This window comes from Leucogemmata humicola (genome assembly GCF_055379415.1).
In genome coordinates, this window is sequence record NZ_AP040875.1 from 2383465 (window position 1) to 2399595 (window position 16131).

Annotated in this window: 13 protein-coding genes; 9 read left to right on the top strand and 4 right to left on the bottom strand. The window is 59.1% G+C overall.

Annotated features, from left to right (window positions below; translation table 11 throughout):
* Positions 1-308: 308 nt before the first annotated feature.
* The 9 genes from AC6H4Z_RS09945 (at position 309) to AC6H4Z_RS09985 (ending at position 13781) form a co-directional block, all read left to right on the top strand.
* Positions 309-839, top strand: coding sequence for a PulJ/GspJ family protein (locus AC6H4Z_RS09945; protein WP_497546593.1), 531 nt, complete (start codon positions 309-311; stop codon positions 837-839).
* Positions 836-1756 carry a hypothetical protein gene (locus AC6H4Z_RS09950; protein WP_497546594.1) on the top strand — a complete coding sequence of 307 codons (921 nt, stop codon included), beginning with the start codon at positions 836-838 and terminating at the stop codon, positions 1754-1756. The genes AC6H4Z_RS09945 and AC6H4Z_RS09950 overlap by 4 nt, the downstream gene beginning before the upstream one ends.
* Entirely contained in the window at positions 1753-2781 is a 1029-nt protein-coding gene (locus AC6H4Z_RS09955; RefSeq protein WP_497546595.1) for a hypothetical protein, read from the top strand. The genes AC6H4Z_RS09950 and AC6H4Z_RS09955 overlap by 4 nt, the downstream gene beginning before the upstream one ends.
* Entirely contained in the window at positions 2778-3377 is a 600-nt protein-coding gene (gene gspM / locus AC6H4Z_RS09960) for a type II secretion system protein GspM (RefSeq protein ID WP_497546596.1), read from the top strand. The genes AC6H4Z_RS09955 and gspM overlap by 4 nt, the downstream gene beginning before the upstream one ends.
* A gap of 556 nt (positions 3378-3933) precedes the next feature.
* On the top strand, positions 3934-5355 hold the full coding sequence (locus tag AC6H4Z_RS09965) for a type II secretion system protein GspD (RefSeq protein ID WP_497547027.1): 1422 nt from the start codon (positions 3934-3936) through the stop codon (positions 5353-5355).
* Complete coding sequence (locus AC6H4Z_RS09970) at positions 5352-6305, top strand: sigma 54-interacting transcriptional regulator (RefSeq protein ID WP_497546597.1); 954 nt, start codon at positions 5352-5354, stop codon at positions 6303-6305. The genes AC6H4Z_RS09965 and AC6H4Z_RS09970 overlap by 4 nt, the downstream gene beginning before the upstream one ends.
* Positions 6306-7408: 1103 nt before the next feature.
* On the top strand, positions 7409-11446 hold the full coding sequence (locus tag AC6H4Z_RS09975) for an RHS repeat-associated core domain-containing protein (protein ID WP_497546598.1): 4038 nt from the start codon (positions 7409-7411) through the stop codon (positions 11444-11446).
* 206 nt (positions 11447-11652) lie between these two features.
* Positions 11653-12921, top strand: coding sequence for a hypothetical protein (locus tag AC6H4Z_RS09980; protein WP_497546599.1), 1269 nt, complete (start codon positions 11653-11655; stop codon positions 12919-12921).
* 659 nt (positions 12922-13580) lie between these two features.
* Complete coding sequence (locus AC6H4Z_RS09985; RefSeq protein WP_497546600.1) at positions 13581-13781, top strand: hypothetical protein; 201 nt, start codon at positions 13581-13583, stop codon at positions 13779-13781.
* Positions 13782-14008: 227 nt separating this feature from the next.
* Here the strand turns inward: AC6H4Z_RS09985 and AC6H4Z_RS09990 are convergent, their stop codons facing one another.
* Genes AC6H4Z_RS09990 through AC6H4Z_RS10005 form a run of 4 tightly spaced genes read right to left on the bottom strand, consistent with a single transcriptional unit; the run spans position 14009 to position 16129 of the window.
* The gene (locus AC6H4Z_RS09990) at positions 14009-14761 is read right to left on the bottom strand and encodes a hypothetical protein (protein ID WP_497546601.1); all 753 of its coding nucleotides are present in this window, start codon (positions 14759-14761) and stop codon (positions 14009-14011) included.
* Complete coding sequence (locus AC6H4Z_RS09995; RefSeq protein WP_497546602.1) at positions 14749-15342, bottom strand: peptidoglycan recognition protein family protein; 594 nt, start codon at positions 15340-15342, stop codon at positions 14749-14751. The genes AC6H4Z_RS09990 and AC6H4Z_RS09995 overlap by 13 nt, the downstream gene beginning before the upstream one ends.
* A complete protein-coding gene (locus AC6H4Z_RS10000) occupies positions 15339-15740 on the bottom strand; it encodes a hypothetical protein (protein WP_497546603.1) in 402 nt (133 codons plus the stop codon). Before AC6H4Z_RS10000 ends, AC6H4Z_RS09995 begins: the two co-directional genes overlap by 4 nt.
* On the bottom strand, positions 15737-16129 hold the full coding sequence (locus AC6H4Z_RS10005; protein ID WP_497546604.1) for a hypothetical protein: 393 nt from the start codon (positions 16127-16129) through the stop codon (positions 15737-15739). Before AC6H4Z_RS10005 ends, AC6H4Z_RS10000 begins: the two co-directional genes overlap by 4 nt.
* Positions 16130-16131 lie beyond the last annotated feature (2 nt).

The window sequence follows — 16131 nt, forward strand, 5'->3', positions numbered from 1 at the left end:
CCTCGTGGAGGTGCTTGCAGCGACGGTCTTGCTCGCGCTCGCAAGCGCGGGCTTCGTCAGCCTCCTTGTTCAATCCGGCGCGGTTGTGGCAAGGAGCAGACGCGCAGAAACTGACGTTGCCGCTGCCACTGAGGCACTGACTAGAGTCTCATTGTGGACACGAGAACATCTGCAGGCCGAACACGGTTCGATTCTCGTCGGCGGTGCGACAATCGTCATCACTGAGGTGCAACCGAACCTGTTCGAGATTGTCGCCGCCGATCGAAGTGGCAGGGCGCTCCTAAGAACATCATTGCTGCGGCGGGCCGATGTCCCATAGTCACAAAAACGGATTCACAATCCTCGAAGCTATCATCGCGATCACGCTCGCAGCAGTTATCCTCGTAAGCGCGCGGTCGCTCTTCGATCAAATCTCCGAAACGACATCGCGTTTTCGCAGATCGGCGATTCGGAGTGATCAGGCGGCGAACGGACTTCGCCTAGCGCGGCGTCTGTTTCAAAACGCCTACCAAGATGCAGATTCCACGGTTCAATTTGCCGGTTCATCGGAGCGCGCCACATGGAGTAGTTGGTGTGATGCTCCGGGTGTGGGACTACGGCGCTGCCGCGTGGCCGCCTTTATCCGCCAATCCGCAGCCGCGACGAATCTCTACCTTCGCGATGTCTCAACTGATTCAGTGCTCGTTGCATCCTTACCCGGCAACGCACAACTGCTGTTTTGGGATGCCACAACCGTGCGTGGTTTTCTCTCGACCTGGGATGGCCGTCGGGATCTACCAAGCGCGGTCGCATTCGCCAGCAGTCGCGATACGCTGACATTCGCCCTATCCCTCCGATGACGCGCGAGGCGAGCCGTCGTGGTTTTATCCTTCTGACGATTGTCTGGGCTGTCGCATCTGCTGCCGCGCTGGTCGGAGTCGCAATTGCGATCGCAACCAATTCGGCTGGCGCTAGCCGCAACCGCGTTGCGGCCGAGCGTGCGCACTGGGCAGTTACTGATTGCATGAACCGCACGATTGTCATGCTTGATAGCGCTTTGCGGGACACTCCGACAGACCGCAGCCGTCGCGCGCTGACGGTGGATCTCGGTGCCCGGCTGTCGAGTCAGGCGTCTGTTGCCAGTCTCCATTGTGCGATTGAAATTGAGCCAGCAGGAACACGGCTTGATGTCAACAGCATGAGCCTCGATCAATTGCACCGGTTGGTTTCAGCGATCGGAGTGCAACGAAATGCAGATGCGCTCTGTGATTCGATAGTGGAACTATTGAATGCAACGGAGAAGTGGCGAACCAGCGACGTGGATTCCGCAGGTTCCCACGAAGGCGTGATGCCGCCACGCGCTGTCATCGAAGATCAACAGCAAATCCGTCGCGTCGCGGAAGCGGCGAATCTCTTGCGGTTGGCCGACTTACTTGGAACGGAGTCGGCGCCTGTAAGTCTGCGTTTCGCCAGTGCGGAGCTTCTATCTGTCCTACCCGGATTAACGCCCAGCGCGATAGCCGCCATCGTACGCTTGCGGTCACGCGACTCTCTTCCAGAGGAGCTCGTCGCCCTACTTAGCCTGCTTCCTTCGCGCGCGGCTGATACCCTGCTGTCGAAGTTTCCCGAGTTCTCGCGTAGTGCCGTCGTCGATCCGAGCGTGTGGACTCTTCGGTTCGAGGTGGTTGACAAATCGCGCCCCAGCGTTGCCCACATTGAAATGGTGGCTGCGTTTCGCAGACGATTACTCGTGCAACGTTTACGGAGCGAGTGGTGACCACTATTGCCGAAGTCTCCATCGCGCCGGACGCCGTGCACCTCGTTGCGATGAATGGGCGCCGCAACCTTGGCACGTGGGCGGCGTCTCGCGCGGTAGGGCAACTCGCGGATGACCTAAGCAGTCTAATTCAGAATGTGCCGAAGCCGCGGTTCGGTCGGCTTCGCCTGGTCGTCATGCTCGGGGGCACCGACGTTCAGATCAAGCGCATCGAGGGGCTGCCACCTGTCAAGAGTAGCGCAGTGATCAGGCAAATAGTCGAACAACAGGCCAGGCGATTCTTCGTCATCCAAGCCGCAAGAACGCCTCGAGTAACGGCCCAGGTACGTGGTGGGCTCGCCATCGCCGCCCTATACGACGATCTAACCATCCAGGCGATAGTGGAGGCGGCGGCCCGCACTCGAGTGAAGCTGATCGCCGTTGTTCCGGAGTCGGTCGTCGAGCGAGGGCCTAATCATGGTCTGTCCGGTTCTACTCTCGGAGCCGCCGCCACTTCGCTTGCGTGGCGGCCATCGGCGGTACGCTACAAGAAGCAGACAGCCTTAAAGGTCTGCCGCTCCGCCGCGATGATTGTCGCGCTTGCGCTTATCGCCGCCGCGCGCGGCATCCGAGCGACTCTCGATGAACGAGCAACGGACAGGCGAATGGCGGTATTGAGTCACGACGCAGTGAGTATTGAAGCGGTTAAGAACGAGCTACATGAACTTGAGACCCGGGATTCCGAGGTGGATCATTTCAAATCGGGACGACGGTACGTTTCCGAGCTGCTTGCCCTTCTGGCAACAAATCTTCCTGAGTCGACCGCTGTTGTCACACTGCGTGCCGACAGCGCAAGCGTGACTCTCTCTGTTATCTCGAGCGACACGCGAGCGATAGTCGAGGCGTTGCTCGATGATTCATTTTTCGCCGATATTCGATTGCAGGGAGGTGTCGTTGAACAAACGATAGGAACAGCGCACTTTGAGCGAGCAACTATAGTCCTTTCGACTCGGTATTCGGCGCGACGCGCCCCCCGCCAGCGATGAGACTTTCTGGATCACGCGTCCGTGATGCGCGCCCCGTTGCGCTTGCAGCCACGGCAATCCTCGTTCTCACAGTCCTCCTTCGCGGCGTTCCCGCAGTGCATTTGTGGGAAGAGACAAAAATCATGTCGGCGACCGCAGCCCGCCAACGTTGGGTTGAATTGCGAGCCGCTAGTGCCGAACGGCATGTTCTCGAAGCGAACCTCACCTTGGCTCGTCAACGAGACGCCAGGAACGACTCGTTGGTGCTTGAGGGGAGCAGTGATGGCTTGTTGGCTGCACGCCTTGTGGCGATAGTCCGCGAGATCGCGGACACCGACGAGATTGCGCTTCACTCCATTCAACCGCGGATCGAGGCGATGTCTGGGCGAGGCGCGCGGTTAGCGACTGCCCGAGTGAGTCTCACGGCGGACGTGCAGTCATTCTCGGCCTTTGTGAAGGACGTTGAGAGCGCTTCGCCGCTGATGCGGATCGCCGAGCTGTCTATCGCGGCGCAAGATGTGATGGCGCCGGTGGACCGGATGGAAATTCTGAACGTCGAGCTCACGATACAGGGAATCGCAGTTCCTCGTCGGACGCCACCTCAGATACAGCGATGACCTCGCGGCTTCAGATACTTCTCCTTGTCTCGCTGGTCGCGGTCGGTTTGGCGAGAGGACTCTCCGTTCGCCTGTACCCGAGCACCTCATTGGTGATCTCAAAACGCGCGCGGCCCTCTATCCATTCTGTGTCCACGGACTCGCTCGAATCACTTGCGGATGCAACCATTCGCAACGACCCGTTTCGCCTTTCGAACCAACCATCGTCGACGCGATTCACGGGAGGTACCGCCGAGGGTGCTGCATCGACTCCGCCTGCGCGCCACATCAAGCCGCCGCAGCCGACGCTCGTATTGCGCGGAATCGTTGGCGGGCCACCATGGCGGGCCATCATTGATGGCTTGCCCGGCGCGCCGTCGGCGACTGTGGTACGGGCCGGAGAGCGGATCGGCCCACTGGTCGTGCGAGAAATTCGTGCGAACAGTGTTGTGGTCGGTGGCTCAGACACTACGTGGCACCTTTCCTTGCAATCCTGGGCCAAATGATCCGTACGTCGTTATTGCTCGCTCTCATCCTCGGCTTCGGTGCTGGATCTGTGTCGTCACAGACTCCACTAATGACGCGAGCCGATTTACTCCCCGGCGACAGCATCACCGTCCGTATCGTGAGCGCGGATCTCCGCGCTGCTGTCCAGGCGATAGGTCAGTACTTGGATCGGCCCGTGATATTCGTGCCTGGCGGAAGTTCGCCGGTCGTGACGGTCGAGACGCCGAAACCGATTCCACGTCATGACGCGGCGCGCCTTCTCCGTGGCGTGCTCGAATCACACGGTTTCGAACTAGTCGAGGACACCGTCGCCCGAATCTTTCGCGCGCGACCTCGCGAAGTTCGTGCACAGCCTCCGCTGGTCCCGCCCGGGCTCGATGCCGGCAGACGTCAATCCGCCGGTCCCGAGCTCTTTGTCATCGAGCTACACCATGCGCGCGCATTGGACGTCGCCGCGACAGTCAATCTGCTATTTGGTCGGGGCGCTGGATCGGATTCGCCGGTGCCGCGCCCGGCTACGCTGTCGGACGAACTTCGTGCCTCTCAGATCCCACCAGTCGGTTCGGCAATTCCGCAAGCGATACCGGGTACGAGTGGGCGCATTGCGACACTAACAGGGGACGTCACGATCGTCGCGGATCCACGGGCCAATAGCCTCTTAGTCCGTGCCAATCGCATGGACTTTGAACTCATATCCGCGGCCGTGGCGCAGGTCGACGTTCGTCCGCTGCAGGTACTAATTGAACTGCTGATCGTGGAGGTCAGTCGCAATCAAAGCCTTGAGTTTGGTGTCGACGTAACCGTGCCCCTTCAACATGTGAAAGGAACGGTCAACACCCAAGTCGGTGGCTCCCAGATTATGACGGCCGGGTTGGGCGATTTCGCGCTAACCGTGATGGGGGTGGGCGGAATTGATTTGGCAGCGACGATCAAAGCGGCAAGCAGTCGTGGCGAAGCAAGAATCGTAAGCCGCCCGGTCGTGCTCACGGCGAACAATACGCAGGCTGAAGTGGTCGTCGGGAGTCAACGACCCTTTGTTCAGGTCTCACGTGCCCTCCCAACGGACGCGGCCGCCAGAGACGAGGTGGTTCAGTACAAGGACGTTGGAACGAAGCTGGTTGTCAGGCCGACGATTAGCACTGATGGATCGGTCCAACTCGAGGTGGTTCAGGAGGTCAGCAGTGCGACTAACGAGACAGCCTTCAATGCACCGGTAATTGCGACGCGATCTGTCCGCACGAGTCTCCTCGTGCAGGACGGTCAGACGGTCGCGCTGGGAGGACTCACTGATCGACAACGCGAGTCGATTCGCGGAGGAGTCCCGTTTCTGTCAAGTATCCCCGTGATCGGCGCATTATTTAGCCACACGAGCAATCAGGCGATAGAGACTGAACTATTCCTGTTCATCACGCCTCGCGTGATTAGAAGCCAGGAGGACGCGACGGGCCTCACTGATTCGCTACGAAAACGAACGGGGGAGATCCGGCCATGAGTGCCGCCGCGCGCCTGTTGATCGGAGATTCTCAAGCAATGAGTCGGCTTCGCGAACTCATTCGCGTTGTTTCGCCGACTCGTCTGCCAATTCTCATCAGCGGAGAGACTGGAACGGGGAAAGAGCTCGTTGCGAGAGCTATTCATGAGGATAGCCGGCGAAAAGGAGCTCTCGTTTCATTTAATGTCTGTGCCATTGCCGAGACAATGTTTGAGGATTCCTTGTTCGGCCATGTCCGCGGAGCCTTTACAGGAGCGACTTCCGACTCGCTCGGGTTGCTACGCGAGGCTCATGGTGGCTCGGCATTTTTCGACGAAGTGAGCGGGCTCCCAGGCTCGTTGCAGGCGAAGCTGTTGCGGGTCGTCGAAACCGGTATCGTTCGCCCGGTCGGCGCGTCGCGCGATGTCCACAGCGATTTTCGCCTAATCTCGGCCACCAACGAGGCGCTTTCTCAGCTTGTTGGCGAAGGTCGTTTTCGATCTGACTTGGCGCACCGGTTGTCGGGGGTCGTGCTCGACGTTCCGCCGCTGCGATCACGGGCCGAGGACATTCCGATCCTGGTGCGCCACTTCGTGGGGATGTTTGCGCCTGGTTCCATCACAAAAGTCGACGCGTCAGTGTTGTCGCTGATGATGCAGCGTGAATGGCGTGGCAACGTTCGTGAGTTGCGGCAGGTCGTCGAAGCGGCTGCGGTCTTGGGCTCGAATGTAATCGACCGAGACAGCTACGCGCTCGCTCTGTCGAGTCGGGACCGAACCACTTCGGATGTCTTGCCCCCTCGCGTATCGGCGCGCGGACGCCTCTTGGCCGAGTTGGAACGCTATGAGTGGGATACGAGGATTGTCGCTCAGCGTCTTGGAATCCACCGCACCACGGTCTATCGGTGGATGCGTCGATTCAACTTGGATATTCGAGGAACGCCACTCGAGAGAGCTGCCCTAGGCGATTAACTAGCATCCGAGCGATGACCAAAGCGACGGCGCGGCGAGAATCGGCGGCGACAATGCCGCATCCTGGGTCGTTCGAAGATCCTTCCTTTCGCGGCCGATCTGCGGGCGGTTGACCGCTCCGGCAACAGCTGATTCCACAGCACGCTTTTTGAGCGCCGTTCGTAGAAGCTCACACCGATAGTGGGATGATGAGTGATAGGTGCATCGACGATCGTACGCCCACGTTTACCGTGGTCAGGAATCGCATGCGTCGGGCGCTTGGGCCTAGCACCCATGGTCAGCAGTGCCTTGCTCATTGGAGACCGCTTGCACGAGGGAAGACGCGAAGCTGCCCCGTGCCGCGTTGTTCGGCACAGCGACAAGTCTTTAGAGTCTTCCGCGCAGTTAGTGTTTGCACATTCGCACGAGTTCGCATCACATTAGCACCGCGATGCAAAAAAGGAGAATCGTAGGTCAGTATGCATATTGTAAATATAGAAGTAGCAAGGACATAGAAAAAAACTAGACCGGCTCGGTCTCTGCTTTTGGGTCAAGTGTGCGATGCTCTCTCCTCGCTCAACGCCCATCAAGAGGCCACCATGCATCTCAGAGTTGTGAGTCGGTCAACTGTTCGTGCGTCTGCAATACTCCTCGTCATTGTCAGTTCTCTGGTCACGGCAGCGGTTCAAGTCCGCGCGCTGCGCAGTGAGGAGAGCCCACACCCGATCCGTACGCGGAACACCGGGTCGCCATCGGCGGTACGCGTGGCAACCGCGAATGGTCGAGGGGCGACGACAACGCTGTCCCTGCAGGGCATGAACCCAGGCCCGGCAGTGGATAAGAGTCGGTGCCTCACGCTTCCCGCAGGACGATTCGGCACATATCAGTGTGGCTACCTTCGTTTGACCTACCAACTTCCATCGACGACTACGCTCGGCCGTACGTGGTCACCTACGCTGGTGTACAATAGCGATCAAATCGCGTCAGCGATTCGACTCGCCGCCGACGTGAGTTTGCAGTCGTCGTCGAGTATCGATTCAGTTCAGCTGAAGGCCTACTGGGGCACAGCGGACACGATTTTTCGAAGCGTCTCGGTGCCTGCAGACGGCGCGACTCGTAGAGTCGTGCTTGAGTTATTGAGAGATAGTGCACTGGCGTTTCCGGCAACCGGTGCGTTTCCGTACACAATTAAGGCGATAGCCTGGTCTGGGTATTCGCAGCTTGCCGTTGCGACTGACACCGGCACGTTCGTCGTCGTTGATCGGCGCGATGCGTACGGGAACACCAATGGGCCGGGATGGTGGCTTGCCGGGTTAGAGCGCCTCGCTGGTGTCGGGAGTACTAAGACGCTATGGATTGGCGGAGACGGTAGCACTCGCCTCTTCAAGCAAGTGGGCACCTCCGACGTCTGGATCGCGACGCCAGCGGTTGACCGCCCCGATACCTTGATGCGAGTAACTAGCATATCGATGTGGGGCGATACGACCACGACCTGGCAGCATCACCTCGGTGATGCGGCGTTCACCGAATTTGACAACGCTGGTCGACATACCGCCACAGTCAATCGACGCGGCTATCGCACTCGCTTTACATACTCCGCGGGTGCCTTTCCCGATAGCCTCGTTCTTCCAGTACCATCCGGTTCGACGGCCAAGCGCGCCTACAAGTTCGAGTTCACGACAGACACCGGGTATGCGATACCTGGTGGTGTCTACTACACTCGACACCTGCGCGTTCGGGCGCCTACGGTCAACGGGACAGCACGAATAACGCACGTTTTGCGCGGAATTAGTTTCCTTGACGGATCAGTCAGCGCCAGCGCAAGGGTGGTAAACCCGAGAGGCGATACTATCTCGTACATCTTGCCGGGCACTTTTTGGACCGGCTCTCAGGTAAGGGTCATCGACCGGGTCGGCAACAGCGAGTTCTTTACCATGCAAGCCGATGGCCTGTTGCGGTCTGTAAGTGATGTTGTCGCCCTCTCGTTAGCCGATACGGCGACTGACTCAACGTCGTTTTGCCCGACAGAAATGGTTTCGCTCGGCGGCTGCGGCGGTGGAGTGCAATTATCCTCGACCGTCCGGACGATTGTCGACGGGCCTCGCACCGACGTAAGCGATACCACACGCTTTGCAATCAATCGCTTCGGCGCGCCGACGCTTGTCAGAGATGCGTTGGGCAACGAGACGTCAATTTCATACGGCGATACGCGTTTCCCCGCTCTCGTGACATCGGTGGTTCATCCGGGAGGGTTCACCGAGCAACAAGCCTACAATAGTCGTGGTCTCGTTGATTCAAGCGTTGCGGTCAGCCCGTATGGCGGAGCCAATGCGGTGACAAAATACAGCTGGCATTCTTGGAGGCCTCAACTCACAAGCCGCAGGGATCCCACCGGAGGGTCGACGCAGTTCAGCTACGACACGTCTGGGAATCGCGTGTGGCAGCAAGTCGCTTCGAACTCAGCAACGCGGGTCAACTATACGTATGATGGCGACAATCGGGTCACGTACGTTCAGTTGCCAAATCACACAACATCGCAGCGGGAACACGTCGAATACGACTCACTTCTCGGCAATGTCTTGCGCGTAACCTCGCCAATTGGTTTTTACTCCGAATATTCCACGGATTCGATCGGCCGCGTTTTCCTAACGTCATCGCCATTCGACTCGGCAAACACGCTGCGGCGTCGAGATACGGTAGTGTATGATATCTTGGATCGCGTCGTGTTAAGGCGTTCCGACCAGGGGTCCATATCATACTCGTTTCCTGCGACGTCGGGCACCGTGTATGGTGGGGTCATGTACGATACGACGATCTACGATCGCGAGGGGCGTGCGACACAGCGCCTTCAACGCTACGCTGGCGCCTCCGGTGACGTGACGAATTCGTACAGCTGGGCGTACGATGCCGAAGGGCGAGTAAGTCGAGAGACCGGACCTGGCGGCGACCATTTCTTCACAAGAGATATTCTTGGAAATATCGTCGGGACCGATGGCGTTTCGCGGGAGTACGACGCGGTAGGTCGTGTGACAAGACAGGTTACGACCGGAACCCAGTCTGGTGCAACGTGTCACCCGATGATCGCCAGCGTATTTGGTGGAAGCTGTTCAGCCAGCGATCTTCATTTTCCGATGTATGGCGGCAGCCAGTTTGTTGTGCCGACGGATACAGCGTCGTTCACCTACGATGCCCGCGGCAATATTCTGACAGCCGACAATATCGATGGTCGAGTCAAGCGATCGTACTACCCGAATGGACAGATCAAGACGGACACGCTTCGTATTCGTACCTATGCGCGCACATCGAACGCGAATACTGATTTCGGCGTGCATGCTTATGCACTACAGTATGAATATGATCTTAGCGGTAGACGAAAGAAGATGTACCATCCGGCGTCCCTCGCGTTTGGCTGCGGTTCGAGCTGTTCGCAGACCTATACTTACGATACACTCACCACGCACCTGACCGCAGTCGCCGATGTTCGAGGGCATTCGTTTGCCTTCGGATACGATGACGAGGGTCGGTTGGCAACGAGTTCTGCCCCGGGCGGAGTTCAGCAGACGCTGACGTATGATCTCGACGGTCGACTGATTCAGCGGCTTGATCGGCGTGGCCTCGGAACGGTCGATACCGTGCATCACGACTTTACGTCGTTCGATGCCGCAGGACGCGTTCTGCGAGATACGACGACCGGGCTCGCAGCGTTTCAACAGGTGACGCGGAATGCGTACAATCTGAACGGCCAACTCATCGCGACCGAGTACGACCAAGTATCGCCAGCGAAGACCGTAGTCGAGAAGTGGACTCTCGATCCGATCGGGAACGCCACCGACTATCAGCGGAATTCAGGAACACGTGCGAACACGTTCGAGGATGGGACTGCGCGTTTGTTAAGCGCCACTGGCGGTGGTTCTGGACCGACAACAGATCAGGTGACGTATCACTACGACGCGCGCGGTCGCCAAGACCAAAATGCGACGTATCGCCATTTCGCGTCCGGCCTGAACACCTTTTTCTATACGTGGAGCTGGTACGCCGGAAACGGAACTATGTACGGTTTCCAACGGCAGGGTGCTGACACTGCGGCAGATACGCGGTCGGTGCTGGAGGAGTATCGCTATGATGCATTCGGTCGACGCATCTTACTCCGGTCGCGGTCAGATTCGAGTTGTTCGGCGAGCTTGTGCAAGTCGGCGATCCAACGATTTGTGTACGATGGGGATCAGCTCCTCTATGAGATACGCGTCCCGGGAGCAAATAGCATTTCCTCAAGCGCGCTCGAAGTCGATACCGCGTCCGGTCCCTATTACGGCCGAATCGGTTATACACAAACCGTCGGAGCTGTCGGCCCGCTCTCTCTCGATCGCGACGGCCTGGTTATCGTGCCGCACACTAACTGGCGGGGTCTCTACGATGCTGGAACGGATACGCTCGGCGTCGCCTGCTGCTCCACAATCGATTGGATCGGCAAGAATTTTGGGGCGTATCTGGATGGCGCCATTGTGAATAGCCCGACTGGATGGGGAGGAAGCGTCATTACGGGAACTCGCGACGAGTCGGGCCTCATGTATCGGATGAATCGATACTACGACCCTTCCACGGGACGGTTTGCGGAGACTGACCCTATCGGGATCGCGGGTGGCCTCAACGCGTATGGATATGCCGGAGCGGATCCGATCAACTATCATGACCCGTATGGGCTGCTACAAGCCGACCGGGGGGCGTGCACGATTCTGGCCCGCTCGTGCGGCGATAGCTATTATGATTCGGTTATGGAGGACGTTACCGGGGGCGGACCGGGTGATCCCAAGGTTTCAGCCGGTTGGGCTGCATGTGTGATGGCCTTCGGGCTTTGGATTACGAGCGCGCAAGTCACGCCTGGGTCAGATTTCGTCAACCAACTTAACGACTGTAAAGCAGCTCTCGCAGAGGTTGAAAAAAGAAAGAATCAAGTTCAGCAAATAATCAAGGACTACGAGCAGATGGATTTCTTCACTAACGGCGGCTCGGGGTTCAACTTGACCCTCACTCTCTTGATCAATCCTTGTGCGGTGGCCAAGAGTCTGCCACCTGGGAGCCCGCAGCTCAAGGACCTTCCGAACCCGGCTACTTGCAGCCTGTTCGGCAATCCGTCGGTCCCCAAACCGCCGCCGGCCCACTGAACTAATTTGCACGGTATGGCACTCTAACACTCGATGCAGGGCGTCGTGAAATCCGGAAGACAGTTAGTTCGGATGAAGTTTGAGATCGAGTAGTGCACATTCATCGAACCCGGCGTACCGGCCATTTACGTCGATTGGGCCGGTGCGTCGGGAACGCGCCGTCAATCGCTGGGATTCGGTTCGCTACACTTAAACACCTCAATTCGATGGACGAATTAAACCCGACGCCAGAGGAGATGGATGCAGCGCGCCGAACTCTCAGTTCTAGCGCAGTTGTCACCGCAATTTCAATCGTCAGCTCCGTCAATTCTGGCATGTTTGAATTCGATGTAACGTATTCATTTACTCAATTCGGTCCCGTGGATGGGCGACCGATTGCATTCGTGTTCAATTCTCTCCTCCGCCTCAGTCAGATGGTAGCGGATAACGCGAGACTATCGCGGCCTGAGGTCGACGCCAATGCCGAGCTGGCGAACGCCCCGTTAGTCGTGGTCGAACCCGACGTCGGTATTGAGTGGAGTGCCATCAGAGTTCGGCTGCACCTTATTTGGGCGACGGGCGGTCACCCGTTGAAATTCGAAGCGCTCACCATTCCCGGACACCTTCCTGTCGTTGTCACGGCAGAGACGGCGCCGGCGAGCATTCGGCCGATCCGACGCCTTACGTTGACGGCCGAGGCATCCGCGCGGGCGGGTCTCGCGAGTTGGACGGCTTCGGGAGTAGACCTGCTGTCGGATAGTCCGGCGGAGATCCAAAGCGCTGTGTTCGTTTCGCCGAGCTCTCCAGTGTTCCCGATGACCGTTCCGCCTGCCATCGCGGATAGAGTCCGTCATCAAATCGCCTGCACCGCGAGTGTGCTCGCTGAGTCGACCGAAGAAGAACGCCTATCGTTCGTTCGCACGGTGATGCGGGCGCATGCGATGGGTGAACGGATATACGGTGAAAAGACAACATCACGGTTTCTCGTCGTAAGCCCCGAGCAATACACAGAAATGCTTCCGACCGGCAACGTTGTCCGATTCGATAGCCCCGATTCGTTTAGGGAAGGAACTGGGTGGTTATTGTTGCTCCACCTCTACAATTCGGTTGCCTTCGGGTGGTGGGGTGAAGGCGTCACGGTCAGCGGTCCACGAAGTCTTTCGATAACTCGCGCCATCTGCGGTTCAACGGCTCTGCGATGTTTGCAAGCGGACTCGCAGGGCCCTCTTGACGCGAACGAAATGTTCTCGTTTCAGTCAGGTGATACTCGCCGGACCAGTGCAGGCGATCCGATACGTGCTTCGCTGATGATCGCGCTCTTCGTACGATTGCGCTTCGATCCGGCGCTTCAGGAAGAATTTCGCGCGCTCACGCAAAGACTCTGGAAGAAGGTTGTTCCAGAGTGGGAGTTTTTGGGGTGGTGCCGTCGACATGGCGTCGTCTTGTCCGAAGAGTTATCGTCAGACACTAGTCTATCAAACGGCCCCACCCGCTAACCTCGCGAGAAGGCCGACGTGACGATTGCATACGTTTGGCCCTGCCAGATCAGCGGACATTGGTCGAGCGTACTTCCACCGTATTCTGGGGACGTGGTTCCTGATGGCGGCGTGCGCCCAGAACTCATCCGGATTTATGCGGTACCGGTCGGCGTACGCGCCCTGAACATAGGCCGTGCGAAACAAGCGCCTCGCAACTCATCGCACTGGATCGCCACGCGATAGTCGCCGACCTTGCGCCCGCGGTTGCGACGCTTCGGTTCCTTCGGCACAGGTTGGGGACGACGCGCGAGTAAAGGTTCAACGGGCCCACGCACCCCCCTCGCCCAAGATGGTGGACCTCATCGACTTTCGTCTCGCGGACTTCGGCGGCATTGAGGCGTATTTCTGAACCAACCATCCTGGTGTAATACAAACCCAAGGATCACGCCTGCGATAGTACTGCTCTCGACTAAGTGGTGGCGGTCGAGGTTGGAACTCGGACTGCAACAATACTCTGGTGTGCGGCGTGAGAGACAGCGGCCGCGGAGAAGCGTTATTTGTGACGACCACATCATTAGTGTTTTAATGATCACTGCGCGCGAGTTCCTCGAGTGAGGATGACGCGGCCATGACGCCACGATCGTAGAGTTGGGCTTTCGCCATCCCACTCTTCAACGATGACGAGTTACGTGGAGTGCGTCGACGGCCCGTACTGCGGCTATTTCGCTCACGTCAAGGACGGCCAAGCGTTCGTGATGATCCGCCCGCGATACGGTGACTTCCCACCGTTGCGATACAGCGTGATTGCGCAGGCCGACGCAGAGCCAATCTTGCGTTACGCCCCCGAGATCGACCCGAGGCTTTCGGCCGAGAAGTAGCGGAGGGATCGCGGCGAAGATGTGAATCGAGCCCGGCAACGCGAACGTTGCCGGGCTCGAAGTGCATCACGTCAGACCAGCTACGTCCAGCTGATGACCAGATTCCAGCTCACGCTGCCGGCCAGAATGCAAATAGCAAATTCAATCATGAGATCCTAAGTAGAAGTGAAGGGCACCGCGGCGTGTACCGACGCGCGCGGAGATACGACGGCGATGATGCGTGCCGCTCAGAGTGTGATTCCCGTTCCGACGAACCAGCCCCAGTAGCCGGACCCGTTCCATCGAACGATCCGGCCGGCGCCGATGACGAGCGGTTTGAATTGCAGACGTCGCCCTGCCTTCGCGCGGAGTAGCGCTGGCGACGCGCATAGATCCGGCGATTGCTCGAGTCGATCGAATCGCACGGTTGCCCACAACGGGGCTGTGGCGGCAAGCGCCGCGGTGCGAATGCCGTCCTCGTTCGGCGGCGAGCAACTCATCCGCGCATCGAGGTGGATCGGATCGAGCGCAACGCGCAGGTTGATTCGCGCTGTGTCGGTCCGCATCGACAAGCCGACATCCGCCGCGATCGTGTACGGTGCCTGACGCAGCGCAAATTGAGCGCGCCGCTCATCGCTCGTCGAGTCGTAGTGTTCGAGAGCAACGGTCGATTGAATCAACGAGTCGATCGCCGTCGAAAGCGTGTAGCGTGCGCGCCGCTCGCGACCGAGTGCGTTGTCGATCGCGTCGCGGCTCTGCTCCGGTTGCATGGCTCGCCGTTCCACGAGATGTAGCGAGTCGCCGAGTAGTGCTGCGGTCCTGCGATCAGTCACTGCAACGGCGCGCGTGCTATCGCGTTCCGCGGCGGTGTTGGCTTCCCTGAGCGCCATCGCCGAGACGCGTGACCGTTCGGCGTGAATGCGGTGCTGCTCCACCGCGAGTGTGCATGCCAGCGCGGCCGCGAGCACGACGATTATCCTCAGGGCTGTCATTCGGACCATTCCGGTCCTCCAAGTGAGTGTTGGATGTGTCGCGTGATCAGGGCGATGTCGACAATCGGCTTCCCATCCGGGCGGCGCCCGGTCGGGTCGACCTTGCGACCGACCGTGCCCCACAGCTCACGCCGTGATGTGTATGCGCGTGTCCAGACGGCCTGCGCGTCGTGCCCAACGATCCGCGCCGCTACCGAATCCGCAGTCCATCCATGGAAACGCACGACGGCTGTCGCGATGGCGATCATGGCTGTGAGCTGACATTCTGTCGCCGGAACGAGTGAGTTCGTCGCCGCGGCTATTCCATAGAAGGCGGAGTTGGCGTTCGGGGTCAGACACGGGCCAGCGTGGGGCGTACGCATCGCCGGGTCAGCGAGCTCGATGACGCGTCCGTCATCGAGCACCAACCAGGTGTAGCCGTTCGTGCAGCGTGGATCGTGGAACCACTCGACGGCCCAATCGTCGCTCGACGAATCGTCGTAGTGCAGCATGATGCCGCGGCGCGGCGCTGCGAGCGGTGCCTGAAGGACACGCGAATGCTGTCGATCGTCGACGACGAGCTCGGGAATACGAAGCGTGTTGGCGTTCACGCCTTGTCGTCTCGATGATCATCGAACTTCGACGGCTCCTGCGAGAACACACTTCCTGCTGGACGTACGTCACCCGCGCCCAACCGAGAGACGATAGACTTCGCGAGATCCAGCGCCTCCGTCGGACTGAGGCGTTCGAACGCGCCGAGGATCGGGAGCGCGAGGACGATCGCCATTGAGAGTGTGGCGTCGGGCCAACCCGCGACCCCGGCGTGCCAGATCTGGCGGAACAACGCGATCGCGAATGCGAGCACGATGACACGGCTCATCGAGAAGACCACTGGAATGTCCAGTGACAGTGTCTTGAGGACATTCTTCTCGAGCAACGGCGTCACAGCAGCGAGCGCGATGTTCTTGGCAATGCGCGTTGCGGAGCGATGGCGTGAGGAAACGCTCATTGGCCACGCTCCGCGTCGTTTGTGGCGTCGACGTTTGCCTCCAACCGGTCGAGTCGGCGATCGGTGCGTGACTGCCAGCGCGCCATCCGAGCTCGATGCTCCGACGAAATGGATACGACGTGGTCGATTGCCTCGAGGCGGCGTTCCATCCGATCGAAGTTCGCCGTCGACTCCTCGCGATGGGCCTTCACCTCGGCAGCAACATTGTCCCGCGTGTTCTGCATCTCCTGTCGCCAGACTCCGAGCCGGTAGATGAGGACTGTGAGCGTTCCAAAGACGCTGGCACTGGCCAGGAGTCGAACTCCGGTATCGACCGTCGGCGTGACAGGGGCTCCGATTGCTTGGAGCGCTCCAAGCCAGCCGACGTACACGAGCAGGGCACCGCGCATTG